Annotated in this window: 23 protein-coding genes, 1 tRNA gene and 2 pseudogenes; 5 read left to right on the top strand and 21 right to left on the bottom strand. The window is 64.6% G+C overall.

Going from position 1 to position 17,897, the window contains the following annotated elements:
- Positions 1-233: 233 nt before the first annotated feature.
- Complete coding sequence (trmL, locus tag QO259_RS17395) at positions 234-704, top strand: tRNA (uridine(34)/cytosine(34)/5-carboxymethylaminomethyluridine(34)-2'-O)-methyltransferase TrmL (protein ID WP_285950943.1); 471 nt, start codon at positions 234-236, stop codon at positions 702-704.
- A gap of 21 nt (positions 705-725) precedes the next feature.
- On the opposite strand, the gene QO259_RS17390 is transcribed toward trmL, so the two are convergent.
- Positions 726-1,181, bottom strand: a complete 456-nt coding sequence (locus QO259_RS17390) for a GNAT family N-acetyltransferase (RefSeq protein ID WP_285950942.1) — start codon at positions 1,179-1,181, stop codon at positions 726-728.
- A gap of 79 nt (positions 1,182-1,260) precedes the next feature.
- On the opposite strand from QO259_RS17390, the gene rep reads away from it, so the two are divergent.
- The gene (gene rep, locus QO259_RS17385; protein WP_285950941.1) at positions 1,261-3,324 is read left to right on the top strand and encodes a DNA helicase Rep; all 2,064 of its coding nucleotides are present in this window, start codon (positions 1,261-1,263) and stop codon (positions 3,322-3,324) included.
- A 217-nt stretch (positions 3,325-3,541) separates the two neighbouring features.
- Here rep and QO259_RS17380 read toward each other — a convergent pair whose 3' ends face one another.
- Positions 3,542-5,221 carry a methyl-accepting chemotaxis protein gene (locus QO259_RS17380; RefSeq protein ID WP_285950940.1) on the bottom strand — a complete coding sequence of 560 codons (1,680 nt, stop codon included), beginning with the start codon at positions 5,219-5,221 and terminating at the stop codon, positions 3,542-3,544.
- Between the two features lie 499 nt (positions 5,222-5,720).
- Here QO259_RS17380 and QO259_RS17375 point away from each other — a divergent pair.
- Positions 5,721-5,797: transfer RNA gene (locus tag QO259_RS17375), tRNA-Arg, on the top strand.
- Between the two features lie 6 nt (positions 5,798-5,803).
- Here QO259_RS17375 and QO259_RS17370 read toward each other — a convergent pair.
- From QO259_RS17370 to QO259_RS17290, 19 genes and pseudogenes are all read right to left on the bottom strand, one after another.
- Positions 5,804-6,727: a tyrosine-type recombinase/integrase gene (locus tag QO259_RS17370; protein WP_285950939.1), complete on the bottom strand. Its 924-nt coding sequence runs from the start codon at positions 6,725-6,727 to the stop codon at positions 5,804-5,806.
- Between the two features lie 54 nt (positions 6,728-6,781).
- Positions 6,782-6,946: pseudogene (locus tag QO259_RS20385) on the bottom strand (hypothetical protein); the annotation flags it as partial.
- 74 nt (positions 6,947-7,020) lie between these two features.
- Positions 7,021-7,176: pseudogene (locus QO259_RS20380) on the bottom strand (helix-turn-helix domain-containing protein); the annotation flags it as partial.
- A gap of 1 nt (position 7,177) precedes the next feature.
- Complete coding sequence (locus QO259_RS17365; protein WP_285950938.1) at positions 7,178-7,528, bottom strand: hypothetical protein; 351 nt, start codon at positions 7,526-7,528, stop codon at positions 7,178-7,180.
- 9 nt (positions 7,529-7,537) lie between these two features.
- The gene (locus tag QO259_RS17360) at positions 7,538-9,145 is read right to left on the bottom strand and encodes an SNF2-related protein (protein WP_285950937.1); all 1,608 of its coding nucleotides are present in this window, start codon (positions 9,143-9,145) and stop codon (positions 7,538-7,540) included.
- A gap of 44 nt (positions 9,146-9,189) precedes the next feature.
- On the bottom strand, positions 9,190-9,567 hold the full coding sequence (locus QO259_RS17355; RefSeq protein ID WP_285950936.1) for a hypothetical protein: 378 nt from the start codon (positions 9,565-9,567) through the stop codon (positions 9,190-9,192).
- Positions 9,568-9,699: 132 nt separating this feature from the next.
- Complete coding sequence (locus QO259_RS17350; protein WP_285950935.1) at positions 9,700-9,987, bottom strand: hypothetical protein; 288 nt, start codon at positions 9,985-9,987, stop codon at positions 9,700-9,702.
- Positions 9,988-9,993: 6 nt separating this feature from the next.
- Positions 9,994-10,530, bottom strand: coding sequence for a hypothetical protein (locus QO259_RS17345; RefSeq protein WP_285950934.1), 537 nt, complete (start codon positions 10,528-10,530; stop codon positions 9,994-9,996).
- On the bottom strand, positions 10,527-10,772 hold the full coding sequence (locus QO259_RS17340) for a hypothetical protein (RefSeq protein WP_285950933.1): 246 nt from the start codon (positions 10,770-10,772) through the stop codon (positions 10,527-10,529). The genes QO259_RS17345 and QO259_RS17340 overlap by 4 nt, the downstream gene beginning before the upstream one ends.
- Positions 10,769-11,011 carry a glutaredoxin domain-containing protein gene (locus tag QO259_RS17335; RefSeq protein WP_285950932.1) on the bottom strand — a complete coding sequence of 81 codons (243 nt, stop codon included), beginning with the start codon at positions 11,009-11,011 and terminating at the stop codon, positions 10,769-10,771. Before QO259_RS17335 ends, QO259_RS17340 begins: the two co-directional genes overlap by 4 nt.
- A 7-nt stretch (positions 11,012-11,018) precedes the next feature.
- Positions 11,019-11,285: a hypothetical protein gene (locus QO259_RS17330; RefSeq protein ID WP_285950931.1), complete on the bottom strand. Its 267-nt coding sequence runs from the start codon at positions 11,283-11,285 to the stop codon at positions 11,019-11,021.
- Positions 11,273-11,512 carry a hypothetical protein gene (locus QO259_RS17325; RefSeq protein ID WP_285950930.1) on the bottom strand — a complete coding sequence of 80 codons (240 nt, stop codon included), beginning with the start codon at positions 11,510-11,512 and terminating at the stop codon, positions 11,273-11,275. The genes QO259_RS17330 and QO259_RS17325 overlap by 13 nt, the downstream gene beginning before the upstream one ends.
- A 49-nt stretch (positions 11,513-11,561) precedes the next feature.
- The gene (gene rdgC / locus QO259_RS17320) at positions 11,562-12,560 is read right to left on the bottom strand and encodes a recombination-associated protein RdgC (protein ID WP_285950929.1); all 999 of its coding nucleotides are present in this window, start codon (positions 12,558-12,560) and stop codon (positions 11,562-11,564) included.
- A 28-nt stretch (positions 12,561-12,588) separates the two neighbouring features.
- Positions 12,589-14,304, bottom strand: a complete 1,716-nt coding sequence (locus tag QO259_RS17315; protein ID WP_285950928.1) for a DNA cytosine methyltransferase — start codon at positions 14,302-14,304, stop codon at positions 12,589-12,591.
- 9 nt (positions 14,305-14,313) lie between these two features.
- On the bottom strand, positions 14,314-14,646 hold the full coding sequence (locus QO259_RS17310; RefSeq protein ID WP_285950927.1) for a hypothetical protein: 333 nt from the start codon (positions 14,644-14,646) through the stop codon (positions 14,314-14,316).
- An 867-nt stretch (positions 14,647-15,513) separates the two neighbouring features.
- Complete coding sequence (locus QO259_RS17305; RefSeq protein WP_285950926.1) at positions 15,514-15,795, bottom strand: hypothetical protein; 282 nt, start codon at positions 15,793-15,795, stop codon at positions 15,514-15,516.
- Positions 15,786-16,079 (bottom strand): hypothetical protein, encoded by a 294-nt coding sequence (locus tag QO259_RS17300; protein ID WP_285950925.1) that lies wholly within the window; start codon positions 16,077-16,079, stop codon positions 15,786-15,788. The genes QO259_RS17305 and QO259_RS17300 overlap by 10 nt, the downstream gene beginning before the upstream one ends.
- Positions 16,076-16,468 carry a LuxR C-terminal-related transcriptional regulator gene (locus QO259_RS17295; RefSeq protein ID WP_285950924.1) on the bottom strand — a complete coding sequence of 131 codons (393 nt, stop codon included), beginning with the start codon at positions 16,466-16,468 and terminating at the stop codon, positions 16,076-16,078. Before QO259_RS17295 ends, QO259_RS17300 begins: the two co-directional genes overlap by 4 nt.
- Positions 16,469-16,614: 146 nt before the next feature.
- Positions 16,615-17,274, bottom strand: a complete 660-nt coding sequence (locus tag QO259_RS17290) for a LexA family protein (protein ID WP_285950923.1) — start codon at positions 17,272-17,274, stop codon at positions 16,615-16,617.
- An 88-nt stretch (positions 17,275-17,362) separates the two neighbouring features.
- Here QO259_RS17290 and QO259_RS17285 point away from each other — a divergent pair, with 88 nt between their 5' ends.
- Together QO259_RS17285 and QO259_RS17280 are read left to right on the top strand one after the other, a co-directional pair.
- Positions 17,363-17,566: a Cro/CI family transcriptional regulator gene (locus QO259_RS17285; protein WP_285950922.1), complete on the top strand. Its 204-nt coding sequence runs from the start codon at positions 17,363-17,365 to the stop codon at positions 17,564-17,566.
- A gap of 33 nt (positions 17,567-17,599) precedes the next feature.
- Positions 17,600-17,896: a hypothetical protein gene (locus tag QO259_RS17280; protein WP_285950921.1), complete on the top strand. Its 297-nt coding sequence runs from the start codon at positions 17,600-17,602 to the stop codon at positions 17,894-17,896.
- The last annotated feature ends 1 nt before the right edge of the window (position 17,897 follow it).

Here is a 17,897-nt window from a genome sequence, read left to right as displayed (position 1 = left end):
CCCATGTGGGCGCCGATGGCGTATCATGCGCTGGGCACTGTCTGAAAAGTACTGCGCTCGCCCATGCGGCGTTAAAAATCGGCTCAAAATGCTCATTTACACCCCGTAAACTCCGCGTCTTCGCCGATTTTTGCCTTGCCTGGCCTTCGCTCGTCGACTTTCAGACAGCACCCAGGTTTCGTACGAGTGGTTTTCGTACCAAGCCTAACGCCCCTCACCGCGAGGCTGCCGCCATGCTCGATATCGTCCTGTTCGAACCCGAGATTCCGCCCAATACCGGTAATGTCATCCGGCTCTGCGCCAATACCGGCTTCCGGCTGCACCTGATCGAGCCGATGGCTTTCGAGCTGGAGGACAAGCGGCTGCGCCGCGCCGGGCTCGACTATCACGAGTGGGCGCGGGTCCAGGTGCACGCCAACTGGGCGGCGTTTCTCGAAACCGTCGGCCCGGAGCGGGTCTTCGCGGTCTCGACCCGCGGTCGCCACGGCTACCACCATATCCACTATCGCGAAGGCGATGCGCTGGTTTTCGGTCCCGAGACCCGCGGCCTGCCCCAGGAGATGCTGGATGCCCTGCCGCCGGCGCAGCGTCTGCGCATTCCCATGCTGGCCGACAGCCGTAGCCTGAACCTCTCCAACGCCTGCGCACTGATCGTCTACGAGGCGTGGCGCCAGCTCGATTTCGCCGGCGCGGTGGATGTCTGAGCGCGGTGTGGCCCGGCGGTTTTACAGCCGCCGGGTCATGAACACGCTGTAGGGGTCTTCGACGTAATCGCCGAAGGGCCCGCACTCGGCGAACCCCGCAGCCGCGTAGAAGTGTCGGGCGGGCGCGAAGTGCGCTACCGAGCCGGTCTCCAGGCTCAGGCGCTCGAATCCCGCCGCTCGGGCTTCCGCCATCAGCCGGGTGAGCAGCGCCCGGGCCACGCCTCGGCGCAGATGGCGCGAGTCGGTGCGCATCGACTTGAGTTCGGCGTGTTCGTCATCGAGGCGCTTGAAAGCGCCGCAGCCGAGCAGTTCGCCATCTTCCCAGGCGGTATAGAAGTGCACGTCCGGGTGGCGCAGCGCCGCGAGATCCAGCGCGTGACAGCTCTCCGGCGGGGAGTGGGGCGCAAAGTCGGCCAGATGGGCTTCGAGTAGCGCAGCGATCTCGGGGCCGCGTAAATCGTCTCGGATGATCTGCATGAGGTGTATCATTCCCCGTCTGTTGTTCTCACTGTCAGCGTTCTGATCTCACCGTTCCTACCTCAGCGATTCTGCCCCCATGTCCGATATTCGCCAACGCCTCGCCAAGCTCAACCCGCGCCAGCAGGAAGCGGTGCGCTATATCGATGGCCCCTGTCTGGTCCTGGCCGGGGCCGGTTCGGGCAAGACCAGCGTGATCACCACCAAGATCGCCTATCTGGTCCAGGAGTGTGGGATGAGCGCGCGCAAGATCGCCGCGGTCACCTTCACCAACAAGGCGGCCCGCGAGATGAAGGAGCGCGTGGGGCAGATGCTCAAGGGGCGCGAGGGGCACGGGCTGACCGTTTCCACCTTCCACAACCTGGGGCTCAACATCATCCGTCGCGAGCTCAAGGCGCTGGGTTTCCGCCCGGGCTTCTCGCTGTTCGACCCTGAGGATGCCAAGGCGCTGCTGCGCGACCTGATGCAGAAGGAGGCCGATACCGACGCCGAGCAGATCGGCGCGGTGCAGAGTCAGATCTCCCAGTGGAAGAACGACCTGGTGCTGCCGGGGCACGCGATCTCCCACGCCGCGGACGAGGACGAACAGTACGCCGCGCGGGTCTACGAGGCCTACAACCGCCATCTCAAGGCCTACAACGCGGTCGACTTCGACGATCTGATCATGCTGCCGGTGGTGCTGCTGTCGAGCGACCCCGAGACCCTGGCGCGCTGGCGCAAGCGTATCCACTACATGCTGGTGGACGAGTACCAGGACACCAACGTCAGCCAGTACCAGTTGGTGAAGATGCTGATGGACGAGCGCGCCACCTTTACCGTGGTCGGCGACGACGACCAGTCGATCTATGCCTGGCGTGGCGCCCGCCCGGAGAACCTGGTCACCCTGGGCGAGGACTTTCCGCGCCTGAACGTGATCAAGCTGGAGCAGAACTACCGCTCCACCGCGACCATCCTGCGTGCCGCCAACACCCTGATCGCCAACAACCCCCACGTCTACGACAAGACGCTTTGGTCGGACATGGGCCAGGGCGACGCGATCCGCGTGATCGTCAATCGCCACGAAGAGGCCGAGGCCGAGCGCGTGGCCACCGAGATTCTCACCCGCCGGATCAAGGAGCGCGCCGAGTGGCGCGACTTCGCCGTGCTCTACCGTGGCAACTTCCAGGCGCGGCTGTTGGAGCTCAAGCTGCAGCACCACCAGATCCCCTACAAGCTCTCCGGCGGCACCTCGTTCTTCTCGCGCAACGAGATCAAGGACGCGATGGCCTACCTGCGTCTGCTGATCAACCCGGACGACGACAACGCCTTCCTGCGTATCGTCAACGTGCCGCGCCGGGAGATCGGCCCCGGCACGCTGGAAAAACTCGCCAACTATGTCATTGAACGTCAGGCGAGCGAACGTCAGCGCTCGATGTTCTCGGCCTGCCGCGAAATAGGGCTGGAGCAGGTGCTACCGACGCGTGCCGTCGAAAGGCTAGGGCGCTTCGCGCATTTCATCGATGGTGTGCGCAAGCGCATGGACCAGGGGGACGCCATCGCCGCGATTCGCGAGATGATCCGCGACATGGACTACGAAGCCTGGCTCTACCAGAACGCCAGCGCGCCGACCATCGCCGAGCGCCGCATGGCCAACGTCTGGACGCTGATCGACCAGCTCGAGAAGTCGATGCACCGCGATGACGAGGAGGGCGAGGCCTCTGAAGAGACCGACGACGTGCAGTCGGCGATCTCGCGCCTGGTCCTGCGCGACATCCTCGAGCAGCAGGCCGAGGAAGACGACTCCGACCGCGTGCAGCTGCTCACCATGCACGCTTCCAAGGGGCTCGAGTTCCCGCATGTCTATCTGATGGGGCTGGAGGAGGAGCTGCTGCCGCACCGCAACGCGATCGAGGCGGGCACCATCGAAGAGGAGCGCCGCCTGGCCTATGTCGGCATCACCCGCGCCCGGCGTACGCTGACGCTGACCCTGGCCCGCCAGCGCAAGGCCTACGGCGAGCTGCTCGACTGCACCCCGAGCCGTTTCCTCGACGAGCTGCCGGCGGATGACCTGGAGTGGGAAGGCCGCGCCGACAAGGAGAACCCGGAGCGCAAGCAGGAGCGCGGCCAGAGTGCCATCGCCGGGCTGAGGTCGCTGCTGGGCTGAGATACGACTGGACTGAGCCACGGCTGAATCGGGGGCGGTGCCAAGCGGGTGACGCGCGCTGCCGATAGCGGAACGCGAGCACAAAAAAGCCTGGCGGATGGGCCAGGCCTAGCTCGCATAGAACCTAAGACTGTCGCGAGCGAACAGGGTCACGATCGAACGGGTGAATCGAGGTGCTAGCGCCGCCGGCTCGATGCGAACCGGCGGCCGAGTGGGCTCAGAAGGTCGTCCACTCCTCTTCCTGCGGCTGGGCGGCTGCCTTGGGCTTGCCGGGCTTGGCGCTCGCCAGCCGGGCCTGGGGGGCGGGCATCGACGGCTGCGGGCGACGCTTGGCTGAGCCAGCGCGGTCTTCCGCCACCTTGAAGAAGGCCATCTCTTCGGACAGCGACTGGGCGTGTGCCAGCAGCTGGCGGCTGGAGGTGCTCGACTGGTCGACCAGCCCGGCGTTCTGCTGCGTGGCGGTATCCATCTGCGATACCGCCTGGTTGACCTGATCGATACCCTGGGACTGCTCGCGGCTGGCCACGGCGATCTCGCCCATCAAATCGTTGACCCGCTTGACCCCCTCGACGATCTCGTTGAGCGCGTTGCCGGCGTCGTCCACCAGGCGCGTGCCCGAGCCGACCTTCTCCACGCTCTCCTTCACCAGATCCTTGATCTCCTTGGCGGCATCGGCACTGCGTCCGGCCAGGGTGCGCACCTCGCCGGCGACCACCGCGAAGCCTCGACCCTGCTCGCCGGCACGTGCCGCCTCCACCGAGGCGTTGAGTGCCAGCAGATTGGTCTGGAAGGCAATGTTGTCGATCAGCCCGACGATGCTGGAGATGCGCTGGCTGGACTCATTGATCTCAGACATTGCCTGCATCGCCTGCTTGGCCACCACACCGCCCTGCTGGGCACGCAGACTGACTTCGTCGACCAGCGAATCGGCCTGGGAGGAGTTATCGGCGTTGTGGCGCACGGTGGCTGTGATTTCGTCCATCGAGGCGGCGGTCTGCTCGAGACTCGCGGCCTGCTCCTGGGTACGACGGTTGAGGTCGTCGGTGCCCTGGGCGATCTCGTCCGCTGCCTGCTGTACGGATTCGGCGTTGTGGCGCACGGCGGTGACGACCTGGGTCAGCCGCTCCTGCATCGTGGTGAGGTCGCGCAGCATGTCGCCGAACTCATCCTGACAGGTGACGTCGATATGTGTATCCAGACGCCCTTCGGAGAGTGCGGTGGCCAGCTCCCGCGCCTTGCCCAGCGGGACCATGACGCCGCGTATCAGCCACACCGTGAGCAAACTGGCCAGCAGCGTGGCGAGCACGATACTGCCGATGATCAGTAGACGCAGGGCGCTGAAGTTTTGCTCCGCAGAGGCGAAGCCGGCCTCGGCCTGGGCGATATTCGCCTCAATGGCTTGCTGTAGATTCTCCAGGGTAGCGGTATAGCTCTGCTTCACCGGGCCGTTCATGGCTGCCGTGGCGCTGGCGAGATTGCCGGCGTTTAGATCGCGCAGCACGCCGTCGAGCTGTGACTCAAGTGTCGCGCGGTTCTGCGGGAAGGCCTTGGCGGCTGCCGCTTCGGCACCGTCCTTCACGCTCGTCTGGTCGTAACGGGTCCAGTTTTCCTTGATGCTCTGGCGGTTCTCGTTGATCTGCTGGCTGATGGCGGCCAGGTCGGCGTCCTGGCCCGAGGTCAATGCTTCGCTGATTAGGCCACGGTTGAGCAGGATGCCGGTACGCACCTGACCCAGCGTGGTGATGGGCAGCAGGTTGTTGGTATAGGTGGCTTCGACGTGATCACGCTCCTGGCTGGCGCCATAGAGCCCGACAAGGCCAGTGACTATCAGCATGGCGATACACAGGCCCAAGCTCATGCCGAGCCTGAGTTTGACGCTGCGCTTGAGAAAAGACATGGCGGTGGGGTCCTTGGATAGGGGCTCCGCTGCCTGCACGCCAGGCTGGGCGGATGGGGCGTCGAGTGGGCGACGCTCTTTTTTTTCGTTGCTTGCGTGTTCAGGCGCTATATCGGCAGAAACCCTGGCTAAGTTCAATTAATGTTTTCTATTGTAACAATCTTTTAACTTCTCGTAGCGCGTGGTGAGCAGGGAGAGGCAGCGGAGCTTGGCCGCTCTGCTGCGCGGGAAAGCCCGAGGCTGGACACCCCGCGGGCGAGCAGGTAGGATGGCCGCGCCGCAAACGGGCGAACATCCCCTTGTGACAACCTGCACTACGCGCCCTTAGCTCAGCTGGGCGTAGCCGGAAACGCAAAAGCTCGCTTTTGCCCGGCGAAGCGGCCACTGCGATGCAGCGCAGTGGACCGGACCCGAAGGCGCAGCCGGAGGGGAGCGTTGCCCGCCGTTCGCAGAACGGCCAAGCGCTTGGTAAGCCACCGCTTGCGACAACCTGCACTACGCGCCCTTAGCTCAGCTGGATAGAGCGTTGCCCTCCGGAGGCAAAGGTCAAAGGTTCGAATCCTTTAGGGCGCGCCATCTAAGTCAGTGAATACGAACGACTTTCCCGCCGTTCTGAATCTCCCTCCCCTTGCTCCATTTCTCCGCGTGACTATTTCGTGCCGGAGTCAGATTGTTCACCGCCTCGATCAGCACGTCAGGGTGCAGGTGTGCATACCGCTGTGTCTGCTCGACCGATGAGTGCCCGAGCATGTCTCGCACGCGCATCAGGTCCGTCCCCGACATCACCATCCAGCTCGCCAGGGTGTGGCGCTGATCATGCTGCCGGAAGTTCTCGATGCCAGCGGCGCGCAGTGCAGCGGCGAAACCCTTCTTCATGTCTTGCACGCGCGCGCCGCGCTTGTTGCAGAACACCCAGGGCGACTCCGGGCAGTGCCGGTTGCGCCACTCCAGCCGGCTCCTCAGCGCGGCGACGGCGACGTCATGCAGCGGCACAGACCGGCGCTTGCCGCTCTTCGTCGTGCCGGTCTCCAGCACCAGCAGTCGTCGCTCCAGGCTGACGCGGTTCCAGGTCAGCGCCGTGACCTCGCCCTTGCGCATGCCGGTGTAGAGGCACACCCGAATGTAGTCGGCCAGCCAGGGCGCACGCTCGCGCCCCTCGGCCGCCTCGATCAGTCGTTCCGCTTCATCCTCACCAAGCCAGCGCACGACGCCCTCGGGCTCCTTCAGCTTGCGGCCCTCACACGGGTTCGGAATCTTCCAGCCCAGCTCGGTCCTGCAGTAGTTGCACCCCGCCGAGAACGCCCCGACCTCGCGATTGATCGTTGCCGGCTTGACGTCGATCGACCGCATGCGGATGTACTCCTTGACGTCCATATCGGTGATCTCCGACATGAGACGGCCGCTGAAAAACGGGTAGAGCCGCTTGAGCGATGAGATGCGCCGGTCGAAAGCTCCGCGCGTCTGGTGGCCCTTCATGTAGGCCAGCATCACATCATCGAACGTCACCCGATCTTCGGGGCGAGACTCCTCCCTGCCCCACATGCGCTCTTGGTGTGCGGCTACCTTCCACTTCGCCAGCAGAGCCTCGGCCTCCTGCCGATTCACCTCGCCCGCTGGAACCCCAGTAGACCGCCTAACTCTCTCGCCGCGTCCGTCGGTGTATGACGCCCACCAGTACGGCGAGTCCTTCCGTTCGTAGATACCCTCTTTTGCCTTTCGCGGCATACGTCGATCTCCCCATCTGACGCATGCGGCCCCGCGACCGCATCATTATGACTGCCCCTGAAACGCTCCGCATAGGCCTCGAGGTCGCGGTAATGAATCAGCACCCGGCGCCCAGGATGTTTCTGCGCAGCGATCTCGCCCCGGCGGACGAGCCGGCGGATTGTCTCGGCTGAGTACGGGATCAGTGCCGCGGCCTCGATCTCGTCTGGTGTCCAAAGCAGCTTGTCCATCTCACCCTCCCCGGAGGCGCTTGCGTAGCGCCATGTCTTCGTCACGCTGTCGCTCTTCCTCTCGTTGCTGCTGAGCGGCGAGCGCTTCTCGGACCCCAGGTATCTGCAGCAGCTGTCGGTAGTGCTGGCGGGCGCCGTCAAGATCGGCGACGGCGCGGTCGCGCTGGCGGCGCATAGTTGGCAGCAGCTCCTCTGGCTTCAGCGGCTCGCCGTTTTCGCCGACGAGGCCGGTGCCGTCGCAGTTGGCACAGGGGCTGCTGTAGAACATCCCGCGAAATTCGCCGGTGCCGTCGCACTGCGGGCATGCCGTTGTCGCCGGCTCATGCCAGTGGAATGGCTTGCTCTTCGCCATCTAGCCTCCCTATGCCGCCTTCCGGCTGGCGAGAAACCGCTCGGCCAGCGCCTGGATGCGTGTCTTGTCGGAGTGCCTGGCGGCGAACTGGCGGCCCGGGTCGACGATGCCCGTCGATTGGCTGGCTTTCACGCCGAGCACCTCGACCATGGGCGGGTCAGAGCCTTGGTCGGTGTTGAGATAGATCGCGGTCACCTGTTCGAGCTGACCTTCTCGGTCCAGGCGGCCGATGATCTGTTCATGCACTTGTGGCGACCAGTCCAGCTCGCCGAAGATGACCGTCGAGCAACGGTGCTGCAGGTCGTCCAGCCCAGCGCCGCTGCGCAGCGACATGATGAATAGATTCGTCTCGCCCTCTACCAGTCGCCGCTTCGACTCCCGTTTCTGCGCGTCGCTCTCGCTGCCCGTGTACATCGCCGGGCGATACTCGGCGAGCTCTCGCAGCCAGATGTCGTAGACGTCCCTGTGCCAGCCCATCAGCAGCACGGGCATATCGGCCTCCAGCAGAATGCGGGCGTAGCGCGCCACGTTCTTCGCCTTGGCCACGCCAGTGGCGTGCCGCACCAGCAGGTCCAGCTCACGGCCAGCGCGCCCGCGTTCCATGAAAGAGCCAGTGGTGGTCTTCAGTGCGAGCTGGCGGGCTAGGTCATCGATCGATGCCAGCGCGTCGTCGTCGCTGTCGATATGCTCGACGATCGTGTTGATCGCCGGCATCTGCTGGCCGACGTCGCGCTTGGTGCGGCGAAGCATGATGTTCTGCTCTCGTAGGTACGAGCCCAGGGCCTCCGGGTCTGCCACCTGGCGATCATCTTTCAGCCACTCGCGCGCGAAGTCGTACCAGCTACCCAGCACTGCGTCGTCGAGGAACTGCATCACGTTCCAGATCTCGGCGCCGTAGTTGTAGATGGGGGTGGCTGACAGCCCCAGGCGGTAGACCGCGGCGCTGGCCAGCGCTTTGGCGGCTTCTCCCTTGCCGCTCTCAGTGCCGCGGCGCAGCTCTTGGATCTCGTCGAACGCAACCGCCTTGAAGAAGCCATCGCCGAATGTGTCGATCCACCCCAGCAGCTGGCTGTAGCGGTAGAGATAGACGTCGGCTGGCGGCAGCTCGTAGGGCTTGGTGCCCTTGATCTTGTGAACCTTCAGCGTTGTGAAGGCCTCGATCTTCTCCCGCCACTGATCCTGCAGGTGGGTCTGCATCACCACTGCGGCCGGCAGCGCCCCGGGCTCGAGCAGCAGTGCTGCGGTGGTGTAGGTTTTGCCGAGGCCAACGTCGTCGCCCAGCAGCAGGGCGTTGCGCGCCAGGCACAGGTCCACAGCTTGGCCCTGATACAGGCGAACGACCTGGCCCGGCTGCAGGCCCGACCGCTCGTTGGGTCGGTAGTCCGGGCGCAGGATCTGCTCCATTTCGGCCTGGCTCTGCTCGTACTGCGCCCGGCCGCCGTCTAGCGATAGCTGATCATCCAGTGTCATCGCCATGGGGTATCGCTGCAGGAACCAGGAGAGGTCGGCGCAGTGCTGGCGGTCATTGGGAAAGCTGAAGGTGCCGGTTTGGTGTTTCGGCACCCGCGGGAAAAGCTGCTTGAGGCGTATCGCGACATGCGGCGGGATGTCGCTCATCTGCCACCCGTCGCCAGCTCGGCGAAGGGTTCCGTAGGTCTTCGTCATAGCCATCCGGCTCCGAGAGAGGCAACCCGCGCGGGCTTGCCGTTGATTTCTAGCGGTAGCTGCATCGCGGTACCAGTCAGCAGCACCACCGCGTCGACTGAATCGTGAAGGGCATAGCGTTCGAGCTGGCGATAGATCCGCTTACGCTGCGCTCGGATCTTCAGCTCGATCACCACCGCGACGTCCTCGACCTTCACCAGAAAGTCGGGGATATCCCGATCGGATAGTCGGTGCTCGCGGGAGAAGCGCCAGCCGCCGGCGATGAGCGCCGACTCGAGGTCAGCCTGGGCGCGCTTCTCGACCACGGCGTCGATCCTTTGAGCGGCGAGGAATGAGCAGAGCAGGGAAGCGGCAATGTTGGCCGGTGGTGTCATGGCTGCCTCGTGTGGTTGGTCAGTCGCGGTTGTCGTCGGCCCACTGGCGGTTGGTGGCGGCCATCTGGCGCCGGCACCACCCGGCCGCCCTGGCAGCCAGAGCGACGCAGAGCGGGGCGACGATGTAGAGCGTCACCGCGCGCTCCGGTAGTCGCGGAAAAGGTGAGTGGCGAGCACGCCCGCGGGCGAGGCGAGGTAGTCGGCGCGCTGCTGAAGCATCCGGCGGCGAACGGCGGCCGGTTGGCTGGATTCGATTCGCTGCCGGTGCGTCTTCTCAGAGACCGGCTCGATCAGCGCCGCGCCGCGTCGGCCTTTCTGATACCGCTTGCGCAGGGTGTTCTCGTGCAGCCCGGTCTCTTCAGCCAGCTCGAAGAAGTCGACCAGCCGACCTGTGATTGGGTGTTCGATCTGAATGGCCATGGTGGTTCACTCCTTGATGCCCAGGTACTCGCGCCAGGGCACCTTTTGCCCGCCGACGAGAAAGCCCCAGGTGCCCCGGTGCGCGCCGGAGATGAAGAGGGTGTAGACGCCGTCGCGGCTGACGCTGGTGATGCGGTGAAACTGCCCATAGCCGATTCGAGCGGTGTCGCCACGCTGGCGGACTCGAAGTGAGCCCAGCCCGTGGCGGAATCCTCCGTTCATGTCCGGGCCGCTGTACGGCGCCACCTCCTCGAGATAGCTGCCGCGGAGGATGATCGTTCGAGCGTTCCACGGGTGGTCATGCAGGTGGCGATCATCGTCGGGCTTCATGATGTGGTGAACGCGGATCGAGATCGGGCACCACCGGTGTCGGGTTTTCCGTGTCTCGTGGTCGTAGGGGTTGAACAGCCACCAGCGGCGCATGTAGTTCTCGCCGTTCTTCACGATGTCGAAGTAGGGTGTTCGCTGGCTCCGAGTGATGAGCCAGTCAGCGATGCGTCGGCGACTGGACAGCCATGCCGTGATCTTCCATGCGATGTTCATTGCTGCTGCCCCTCCTGCTGGCGGCGGGCGTCCCGCGCTCGTTTGGCCTGGCGCCGGGCCCGCTTCTCTGCCGCGGCGCGCTGCCGTTCCTGGCTGCTAAGGTCGCCGGTGGTGGTCCGGGTCTTGCTCGCCGGCTGCTGGTGGAGATGCGGCACCGGCTGCTGGCCGCCCAGCTTCCAGGCGCCTGCCGATAGCCAAAGCCGGCCGCCGCCAGGAGCGTTGCGTTGCACCTCTCGATTCATGGCTGCTGCTCCAGTTCGCTGATCTTGTCCGGGCGGAAACCCGACCACTCGTCGAGCGTTTCGCCGTGGTCGTTGGTGACCACCACCACCGGCAGTGACCGGTGGCCGGCGGCTCGGAAACGCTCGCGATCTGATTCGCCGGTGTCCCACGTGCTGTACCCGTGGCCCGCCTTGTCGAGCGCGCGCTTGGTGGCTTCGCAACGTGGGCAGGCCGGGCCTGTGTAGACGGTGATGGTCATGTGAGCCTCAGACGATGCGGCCGGTGGCCGAGTAGATAAGGCGGTCGATCAGCTCCAGCACCCTGGCATCCTTCCCCAGGATTCGAGCCTCATAGACCGCATCGAGTAGCTGGTTGAAGCTCTTTCCCTCGATCGGGTCCCAGGTGCAGTCGATGAGATTCGACTGTTGCCCTGGTTCAGCAGCCTGCCGGTTGCGCTTTTTCAGCTCTTCGGCAAGGTCGTCGGTATCGAATTCTCTAAGATCCACATCCACATCGACGGTTACGTATGGCATGGCACGTGCCCCCAATTTTCCCCGGTGGTGACGCGATCGATGGTGCGCTGGTGCACCCCGTATCGCGCCGCGATTTTGGCGTTGGTGAGTTCGCTCAGCTCCCGCCGTAGCTCGTTGCGCCGATCGACGATGGCGTTGATTTCTGCAACCTTGCGCTCATCGAGCTTTGCCCAAGGCAGCTCCGATCCGCGGCGGACACGGAGCCGATTCAAAGGGTTGTCTTTCATGAATGCCTCCTGTGAGGTGTCCGCCGGGCTGGCGGGCCCGGCGTTCTCGTTACGGTGTCGGCGTGTGTGTCTCGGCCTCGCCGCTTTGGCCAGTGGCTTCATCGCCGTCTTTGGAGGGAGCTTCGGGCAAGGCCGGCAACTCGAAGTCGACCAGGGCACACAGCTCGTTGACGATCTCGACCAGGAGGGAAATGCCGACCATCGCATTGACGCGCCAGGCATGAGCTTCGTCCTCGCCGGCGGACTCTTCATCGGGCTCGATGAGAATGTCCCAGGTGATGGACTTGAGCTTGAAGTCCTTGGTCAGTCGGAAGTACACCGACCGGTAGACGAGACCCAAGTCCTCGACTTCGAAGCCGCGGTGTAGCTGCTTCAGAACTTCGCGGTTGCTGCCGACGTCGACTGACTGGTAGGTGACCCGCTCCGTGCCTTCTCCGCCTGTGGCGTGAGCCATCTTCACGGTGTCGTCGATTCCGAGCTGTCCGAAGGGACGGTATTCGGCGGTGCCGTTCTCGATGTGGTCGATCAGCTTTGCGGTGAGCCCCTTGGTCAGGCTGTTGACGTGGATCGTCTGTGTCTTGACGGTGTCGCACGCCATGACCAGCGCACGCATGACGCGGTCGGCATCCTTTTTCGAGGCGGTATCAACGAACAGCAGCTCGCTGGCGGGGTGGTAGTAGGCGTTGACGGTGTGGTAATCGACCAGCGCGCTCTTGCACAGCTCGCCCAGGATGCGTTCGCGGATGCCGGCCTTTTCCTCGGGTGATGGATAACGGCCGCTCCGCTTCTCGAAAGCCTCGATCTCTTCTTCGAAGCGTGCTTGGCGGACCTTCGCAGGAATCACCCGCTCGTCGACGCGCATGGTGATTGAGTAGCCATTGTCAAAGCTGGTGACCAGCTCCCCGGTCCGAGCGTTGGGTACGAAGCAGAGCCGAGTCAGCTCCGAATCGTGCAGGTCTCGATAGGGCAGTCTCTCCGTCAGGCTCTCCTCAAGCGTTTTAGCGTCGGGCAGAGAGGCGCGGTAGGTGGCCGAGTTTCTCAGGTGCATCGTCTTGTCTCCTGGCGTTGTTTTGGCTTCACGCAGCGTTCGCCGGCGCGGCCATGAATTTCTGCTCGTGGGTGAAGTTGGCCTTGACCAGGGCGCGGGCCATGGGCGGGCACACGCTGTTGCCGATCAGGCGCACCTGGGTGTGCTTCGGTACCGGCTTGCCGTCGATCTCGGCGAATCGGTAATGACTGGGGAAGCCCTGCGCCGCGGCGAGCTCGTGCGGCTGCAGCATGCGCATCCCGATGTCCGTGATGACGTACTGCTCGCCAGCGATGGTGACCGTGACCAGCTGGAAGCGGTCCTTGGTTGTGACCGTCGGCGCCGGGGCGTTGAGGTCGCGGCCGGTTTCGCCGGACCCACTGCCGTAGTAGGGCGCCAGGAAGGCGGCGACAGCCGCGGCGTGGGTGCCGCCGGCGCATACCGTCGGCATCGGCTCGGCGATGTCTCTGCCGCCGCGCTCGCTGCCCTTGAGGTTCACCATGCTGGCGGCGACCAGGGCGTTGTGGTCAGTGGCAGTGATCGTCGGCACCGGGTTGGTCAGGCTGTCGCCGACTACGCCGGTGAAGTGCTTGGCCAGAAACGCGGCCACCAGTGCGTGCTTTCCGCCGCCGGCGACAACGGTACCGAGCGGCTTCTGCAGGTCGAGCGTGCGCGGCGATTGGCCTGGGCGCTCGCCGTAACCGGTCTGCACCATCGTTGCCGACACCAGCCCCAGCGGCGCGGCGCCGCCCGGGTTCACGCCGGGCCGGTTCACGTTGGCGTTGGCCGTGATGGTGTGCATCGGCTCGTCAGCACGGTGGCCCACGGCGCCGCTGCGGAACTTCGTGATGTGGGGCGCGACCACCGCGAAGCCTGGCGAGGTGGTGAGCGTTTGCAGTGGCTCGCCCACTCCCTGCCCTCGAAAGGCGTCATACCAGCTGGCCGTGTGGTTGCACTTCACGATGAACGGATCGCCGCTTTCGACGACATAGCGCATCACGCCTTTGGCGATCCGCTTCATCGTGTTCTCTGCCAACTCACGCTTACGGCCGAATATCGAGGGGCACGGGATAGACCAGTCGATGCACTCGGCGGCGGTGCGATAAGCGGCAAGTTTGCCTCGCTGGACAGCCGGCGCCGCCGGGTCGCCGTGGGTAGCCTTGGGCCAGGAGATCGGCAGGCCGTCGCGGCGAGCGATCAGGAACAACCGCTTTCGGATCGTCGGTGTGCCGTAATCGCAGGCTCGCAGGATGCGCCAGTCGACCTTGTAGCCGTGTCGCTTGAGCGAGCGGACGAAGCCGCGGAACGTCTGGCCCTTGCGCGCCGGGTCTGGCACCAATTGGCCCTTGGCGTTCTTGACCAGCGGGCCCCAGTCGAGAAACTCCTCGACGTTCTCCAAGATGATCACCCGCGGTTTCACCCGGGCTGCCCAGCGCACAGATACCCAGGCCAGGCCGCGCACGCTCTTGCTCACCGGGCGCCCGCCCTTAGCCTTGGAGTGATGGCGGCAGTCTGGCGAGAACCACGCCAGCCCGACTGGCTGGCCGCCGGTGGCCTCGTCGGGGTTGATGTCCCAGACGTCGGCGACGGCATGGCGCGACTCAGGGTGGTTGGCGGTGTGGGTGGCGATCGCGGCGGCGTCGTGGTTGATCGCCAGATCCACCGGCCGCCCCAGGGCTTGTTCGATACCCTCACTGGCACCACCACCGCCGGCGAAGTTGTCCACCACCAGCTCGTGGCCGAGGTTGAGGCGTAGGCTCGTCATTGGGCTCTCCTAAGGGTATTCGTGCCACGTCGTGCGCCGGCACTGCTTCTTGCCTTCATTGATGACGCGCGTCTCTCGACGGCGGATCGTGAGCGACCGGCTGCGACCAGCGCGGCGTGCCAGGTCCATGAACTGGTCGCAGAACTGGGGGGCGTCGAAGAGCGGCGACACCTGCACAGCTCGCTCGCTATCCAGGTATTTTTCAGCGACCTCGGCAGCCCTTGCCTCGTACTCGGCCTGGGTCTCCCAGCGCTGCTGCTTCGGCAGGTACTTCGGCTTGAGCCGCTGAGCCATCTGCTTGGCGTGCGCCTCAGTCATGCCGAACACGGCGAACGTCGACATGTGATCCTCCTGTGCCCGGCATGGGGCGTTGAACTGGTAAGGAATCTTTACCGGTTGGGCATCTGAAAAGCGCCCGGCGCGGGGCCGGGCGAAGTGGTACGCAGGAGATGCCTTGGCATCGGGGAGGGCTCTCGCCGCGATCGCGCCGGGGCGGAAACGGCCGCGGGAAAGCCCTTCCCGATGGCCAGCAGATATCGCCCTGCTGGCGCGGCGCCGGTTCGGCCGCTGCGAATTGCAGCCGTCGCGGTCGTCTATGGGTTGGGCGTCGGGCTTCCTCCGGGCGCTGCCATTCGCGGTTGGCGCCTTTCACAGGTTCATGGTTCCGTCGAGTGGTACAGCCCTGGATGCCCTGGCTGGTGGTGGCACAACTCGACGCTCGGGGGCGGCTCTCGCCGTTGCTGTCTACATGGGCCGAATCTCCTGATAGCCGGCAGCTTGTCGGGGAGGGCCGGCGTCTCCCTTGTCGATCCCGGTTACAGCGTCCGGGGCAGCTTCCGCAGCCTTGGTTGTCGGCTCGCTGCTGGGCGATGCGGTGGCCGTCTTTCGAGCGATACCCTTGATCGCGTACTCAAGAGCCCTGCGACGGTCATTGCCATAGCGTTTGGCCGGCCCTAAGCGGGCAGCAGTGACGTTCTGGCTCAACGGCTGGCCAACTTCACCGCATCGGGAAGGGCTCTGCTTCACCGAGCCCGCAGATTCACCCGGTGGTTAAGCCACCGACGCTGCAGAGCCCTTCCCGATGACCCGCAGATTTTGCGCTGCGGGTGCCGCGTGGGGTCCGAGTTGTTAAAGAGCTGCTGCATCTGGCAGCGCCCGCGGCGCGGACGCTCTCAGTTGCAGGCCGCCGTGCGCTGGCGGCTGCGTCAATCAGTTACTGGCGTAGGCGTTGCTGTTCGTGCTGCTGAGCGACGGGGCGCAGACCTCGGCGGCGATGCCGTCGTAGTCGGGGTGGCCGTAGCGGCGGGCCGGTGGCACGCCGCGGGCGGCTTCGGCGCGCCAGGTAGCGACGCCGTCGCAGTAGCGGGCCTGCTGCATGAGCTGCACGTCGTAGTCGCTCGGGCCGAGCAGGTCGGTAGAAGCCACGGTGAGCACCACCAGGGTGGTGATCGTGGCGGCCACGCCGGCCAGGGGGCTGGTGATCAGGCGCATGAGGCCTCCTCCTTGCGTTTGCGGGCGATGGCGATCAGGCGGATCTGGTCGGCGATCCAGGCGCGGGCGTTGATCTCGCGGCCGAAGCACTTGTCGGTGATGACGACGATGCGCTGCTTGGCCGGCAGGAAGAGCGCCGGGCGGTAGCCGCTGGCGGGTGCGCCCCATTCGCGCAGGCGGCCCTGATACTGGACGCCGAGGTCGGGCTGGCCGTTGGTGCAGAGCTGCTCGTCGTAGACAGCAACGATCTGGTGCGCCGGGTAGCAGAAGGTCTTGAGGCTCATGCGGCCACCCCGCTGACGTCGTGGCTTTCCTGGCGGCGGGTCAGCTTCGTGATGCTGATCGTCTGGCGGCCGCCGCTGGAGCGCAGGCGCTGCATGTGCACGTCGGGCGAGATCGCGCTGATCGTGATCGCCAGCAGCAGCGGGGCGATCCAGCCGCGGCGCATAGCCTCAGCAACAGCCGCTGAAGCTCTATCAACGCCTAGCCGGCAGTAGGCGCGCTGGAGGCTTTTTGCCACCGTCGAGGGTTGGCAGTTGGTCGCCCTGGCGATCTCTTTGCGAGTCATGCCGATGGCGAGGCAGATCAGGTGGGCGGCTTCGCGCGGGGCGAGCTCTCCCTTGGTCCTGTCGGGGTTTGCTTTTGCGCGCCACCCGGATTGGATGATTTCCATGTTCAGCTTCCTGCGTCTGTTTTTCTGAACACAGCGTATATCTATCTAAACGCCATCGTCAAACAGAAAATTCAGAAAACTAAACATCGGGCGCAAAAAAAGCCCGCGGGCTAGGCGGGCTCTCTATGGCAGGGGTATCGAAGGGGCTATCGGATGCGCATGTCGGCGACGACGACGCCGAGGATCTTGCAGTTACCGTTGATGGCTATGTAGGGCTCGTGCCATGACGGGTTGAGCGCCTTGAGCAGTCGGCCGCTTCCCGGCTCTTCCAGGTAGCGCTTGAATGTCGCTTCGCTCGTCTCGATCATGACCGCGATCACGTCATCTCCCGACTGGGCGATGCGCTCCGGGTCGACGAATATCAGCCTGCCCGGGGAGTATTCCGGCAGCATGCTCTCGCCCACTACGCGCAGCACGAAGGTCTGAGCGCTGGCCCCTGGCGGCCGCGGGTACCACTTGACCGTCTCGGGGTCCATATCGACATAGCAGACCTCTGTCCACGCTCCCGCTTGCACCCAAGATATCTCTGGCGCCATGCCCTCGAACTTCGGGCCGGTCGCGAGTGCGTCATCAAGAGCATGACCAGCCACCGCCTGTGGCTCATCACCGCCTTCCTGCAGCCACGACGGGGAGCAGCCAAGGGCCTTTGCCAGCTTGAACAGCGCGTCACCCTTCGGCTTCGTCGCGTCTGACTCCCACTGGCTGACTGAGCTTTTCGACCTTCCCACAGCTTTAGCCAGGCTGTCTTGAGATAGCCCGGCGCTCTCCCGCATGCGCTTGATTCGACTGCCAATGGATTCGTTCATGTTCAGTAGTCTAAACGGGAGCATGTTCAGTTTCTTGCACTTTGGCGGTTAGAAAAATAAACTCAGCGGGCGCCATAGGAGAACGCCCATGACCAAACAGGACGTCATCGAATACTTCGGTGGCACTACCGCAGCAGCAAAAGCCCTTGGCCGATCCAAGGGCGCCGTCAGCCAGTGGCCTGATGCGCTGCCCGCGAATCTTCAATTCGAGATCGAGGGGCGGACCTGCGGAAGACTGCAGGCCGATGAGGCTCATCGTACTCGGCGGACGAGTGCTGCACAGCGGGCCTGATGGGTCTGGATGCGCATACAGGGGGAGCACACCATGATCTACGAAGAAGCTCGCCGCTTGAGGCGATCACTGAAACGCGACGACGAGTGGGACTTTGATCGGTTCGAGCTTACCCACAAGAAGACCGGCTACATCCTGATGATTGGTGCCGGCATGGGGAGGCTTCAAGCGAAATCGGTGCCATTTGGCCATCCCCGTTCGCGCCACATCGTCGAACGGCGGTTTGGCCCCATCGAGAAGCGAATCATCTGGCACGGCGCCGCGAGTCGCTACGTGAAGGCCATCCGGCGTTACAGCGAGATGGCCAACCGCTTCGAAGGTGAGGCATGAG

Source organism: Salinicola sp. JS01, assembly GCF_030284585.1.
GTDB lineage: Bacteria > Pseudomonadota > Gammaproteobacteria > Pseudomonadales > Halomonadaceae > Salinicola.
This window is presented reverse-complemented; position numbering and strand designations above follow the sequence as displayed.

Excerpts from the sequence above, each read along its gene's own strand:
- trmL (WP_285950943.1), top strand. The coding sequence starts at position 234 with ATGCTCGATATCGTCCTGTTCGAACCCGAGATTCCGCCCAATACCGGT.
- QO259_RS17390 (WP_285950942.1), bottom strand. The coding sequence starts at position 1,181 with ATGCAGATCATCCGAGACGATTTACGCGGCCCCGAGATCGCTGCGCTA.
- rep (WP_285950941.1), top strand. The coding sequence starts at position 1,261 with ATGTCCGATATTCGCCAACGCCTCGCCAAGCTCAACCCGCGCCAGCAG.
- QO259_RS17380 (WP_285950940.1), bottom strand. The coding sequence starts at position 5,221 with ATGTCTTTTCTCAAGCGCAGCGTCAAACTCAGGCTCGGCATGAGCTTG.
- QO259_RS17365 (WP_285950938.1), bottom strand. The coding sequence starts at position 7,528 with ATGGCGAAGAGCAAGCCATTCCACTGGCATGAGCCGGCGACAACGGCA.
- QO259_RS17360 (WP_285950937.1), bottom strand. The coding sequence starts at position 9,145 with ATGAGCGACATCCCGCCGCATGTCGCGATACGCCTCAAGCAGCTTTTC.
- QO259_RS17355 (WP_285950936.1), bottom strand. The coding sequence starts at position 9,567 with ATGACACCACCGGCCAACATTGCCGCTTCCCTGCTCTGCTCATTCCTC.
- QO259_RS17350 (WP_285950935.1), bottom strand. The coding sequence starts at position 9,987 with ATGGCCATTCAGATCGAACACCCAATCACAGGTCGGCTGGTCGACTTC.
- QO259_RS17345 (WP_285950934.1), bottom strand. The coding sequence starts at position 10,530 with ATGAACATCGCATGGAAGATCACGGCATGGCTGTCCAGTCGCCGACGC.
- QO259_RS17340 (WP_285950933.1), bottom strand. The coding sequence starts at position 10,772 with ATGAATCGAGAGGTGCAACGCAACGCTCCTGGCGGCGGCCGGCTTTGG.
- QO259_RS17335 (WP_285950932.1), bottom strand. The coding sequence starts at position 11,011 with ATGACCATCACCGTCTACACAGGCCCGGCCTGCCCACGTTGCGAAGCC.
- QO259_RS17330 (WP_285950931.1), bottom strand. The coding sequence starts at position 11,285 with ATGCCATACGTAACCGTCGATGTGGATGTGGATCTTAGAGAATTCGAT.
- QO259_RS17325 (WP_285950930.1), bottom strand. The coding sequence starts at position 11,512 with ATGAAAGACAACCCTTTGAATCGGCTCCGTGTCCGCCGCGGATCGGAG.
- rdgC (WP_285950929.1), bottom strand. The coding sequence starts at position 12,560 with ATGCACCTGAGAAACTCGGCCACCTACCGCGCCTCTCTGCCCGACGCT.
- QO259_RS17315 (WP_285950928.1), bottom strand. The coding sequence starts at position 14,304 with ATGACGAGCCTACGCCTCAACCTCGGCCACGAGCTGGTGGTGGACAAC.
- QO259_RS17310 (WP_285950927.1), bottom strand. The coding sequence starts at position 14,646 with ATGTCGACGTTCGCCGTGTTCGGCATGACTGAGGCGCACGCCAAGCAG.
- QO259_RS17305 (WP_285950926.1), bottom strand. The coding sequence starts at position 15,795 with ATGCGCCTGATCACCAGCCCCCTGGCCGGCGTGGCCGCCACGATCACC.
- QO259_RS17300 (WP_285950925.1), bottom strand. The coding sequence starts at position 16,079 with ATGAGCCTCAAGACCTTCTGCTACCCGGCGCACCAGATCGTTGCTGTC.
- QO259_RS17295 (WP_285950924.1), bottom strand. The coding sequence starts at position 16,468 with ATGGAAATCATCCAATCCGGGTGGCGCGCAAAAGCAAACCCCGACAGG.
- QO259_RS17290 (WP_285950923.1), bottom strand. The coding sequence starts at position 17,274 with ATGAACGAATCCATTGGCAGTCGAATCAAGCGCATGCGGGAGAGCGCC.
- QO259_RS17285 (WP_285950922.1), top strand. The coding sequence starts at position 17,363 with ATGACCAAACAGGACGTCATCGAATACTTCGGTGGCACTACCGCAGCA.
- QO259_RS17280 (WP_285950921.1), top strand. The coding sequence starts at position 17,600 with ATGATCTACGAAGAAGCTCGCCGCTTGAGGCGATCACTGAAACGCGAC.